Raw genomic sequence first — 1,875 nt, 5'->3', positions numbered from 1 at the left:
CCCCGCCGTTCTCGGTCCCAGGACCCGAGGACGGCGGGCACGGCCGTGCTGCGACCGCACGGCCGTGCTGCGACCGCGTGCGCTCGGCCGGTCAGTAGGCCAGACCATGACCGATCGGATAGAGCACCTGCGCCGGATCGTCCGCGCGCTGCACCGGCACGGGCAGCGCTCCTCGGGGCCTGACTCGGCCCGCGATCACCCGCGCTGCCGCCCGCACTTCGACATCCGTCCAGGAGTACGCGGCGAGGGACGCCCTGACGCCGGACAGCCGCGCGATGTCGTACGGATTGCGGATGGCGACCGTGACAACGGGCACGCCGGTCGCGGCGAGCGCGCTGACCAGGGTGCGCTGCGAACTGGTCGCCGAGACGTTGTACGTGGCCACGACCACCGCGTCCTTGCCTCGCGCGCCCGCCACCGCGGCCTCGATCTGCGCCGCGCTCGGGGCCGTACCGGTGGACAGCGCCGTGGCGGTGAAGCCCAGCTCGGTCAGGGCCGTGGCGAGCACGGTGGTCGGCGGGCCCGTCGTCCCGGAAGGCGAGGCCGGATCGGCGCCGACGACCAGCAGATGCCGCTGTCGGCGCCGGTTCAGCGGCAGCAGCTTGTTCTCGTTGACGAGCAGCGTGGTGGTCCGCTCGGCGATCCGGTCGGCGGCGGCCAGATGGGCCCGGGTGCCGACCGTACGGTCCAGATTCCGCAGCGAGACAGCGGCGTCGCCGCTGAACAGGCCCAGCCGCTCCTTGAGTTCGAGGATACGGAGGATGGATTTCTCGACGCGCTCCTCACTGATCTCGCCGCTCTTCACCGCCGCCAGGACCGCGTTCCAGGCGATCCGCAGATTCGGCGGATTGAGCAACTGGTCCACGCCCGCCTTGAGCGCGAGCACGGGCACCCGGTCGTCGCCGTACTTCTGCCGTACGCCCTCCATGCCGAGCGCGTCGGTGATCACCACGCCGTCGTAACCGAGCTGTTCCCGCAGTACGCCGGTGACGATGGGACGCGAGAGCGTCGCCGGGTCCTCGCTCGGGTCCAGCGCGGGGACGACGATATGCGCGGTCATGATCGAGGTGACACCGGCGGCGATCGCGGCCCGGAACGGCGGCGCGTCCAGCTCGTTCCACTGCTCACGGGTGTGGTGGATGGTGGGCAGCGCGTAGTGGCTGTCGTCCTTCGTGTCACCGTGACCGGGGAAGTGCTTGGCGGCGGTGGCGATCCCGGCGCTCTGATAGCCCGTCACCTGTGCGGCGACCATACCGGCCACGGCCTGCGGATCGGCGCCGAAGGACCGTACGCCGATGACCGGGTTGGCCGGGTTGACATTGACATCCGCGTCCGGCGCGTAGTTCTGGTTGATGCCCATGGCGGCCAGCTCCGCGCCCGCGATCCTGGCGGCCTCACGGGCGTCGGCCCGCGAGCGCGACGCACCGAGCGCCATCGCACCGGGCAGCAGCGTGGCCGGCTTGCCCACCCGGGCGACGATGCCGTGCTCCTGGTCGGTGGAGATCAGCAGCGGGACCGGGGTGTCCTGGGCCAGGCCCGCCTTCTGGATACCGTTGGAGAGCTCGGCGATCTGCCGGGGATTACGGGTGTTGTGCGCCCAGGCGAAGTAGATGATGCCGCCGACGTGGTACGTCGAGATCAACTCCGCGGCGGTACGGACGCCGATCTCGGCGAGGTTGGCGTCGATGTCGGCCTGGTCGGGAGCGGTGGCGGAGTGGCCGTACACCCGCATGACGAAGAGCTGGCCGACCTTCTCCTCCAGACTCATCCGTGAGATGAGCCGGCGGAGCCGGTCGCGGCGGTACGGAGCGAGGGGAGCGAGATGCGGGGGAACGGCCACCACGGGGGCGGCCGAGGTGGCAACGGCTGGCGGCG

Annotated in this window: 1 protein-coding gene; it reads right to left on the bottom strand. The window is 71.3% G+C overall.

From position 1 onward, the window contains the following. Window positions 1-91 precede the first annotated feature (91 nt). Window positions 92-1,875: glycoside hydrolase family 3 protein (locus GA0115259_RS34090; protein ID WP_107469346.1), on the bottom strand; the 1,784-nt coding region annotated here is incomplete at its 5' end.

The organism is Streptomyces sp. MnatMP-M17 (assembly GCF_900091995.1).
Taxonomy (GTDB): Bacteria; Actinomycetota; Actinomycetes; order Streptomycetales; family Streptomycetaceae; genus Streptomyces.
Note: the sequence above shows the minus strand (reverse complement) of the source record. Positions and strands in the feature narration are given on the sequence as shown.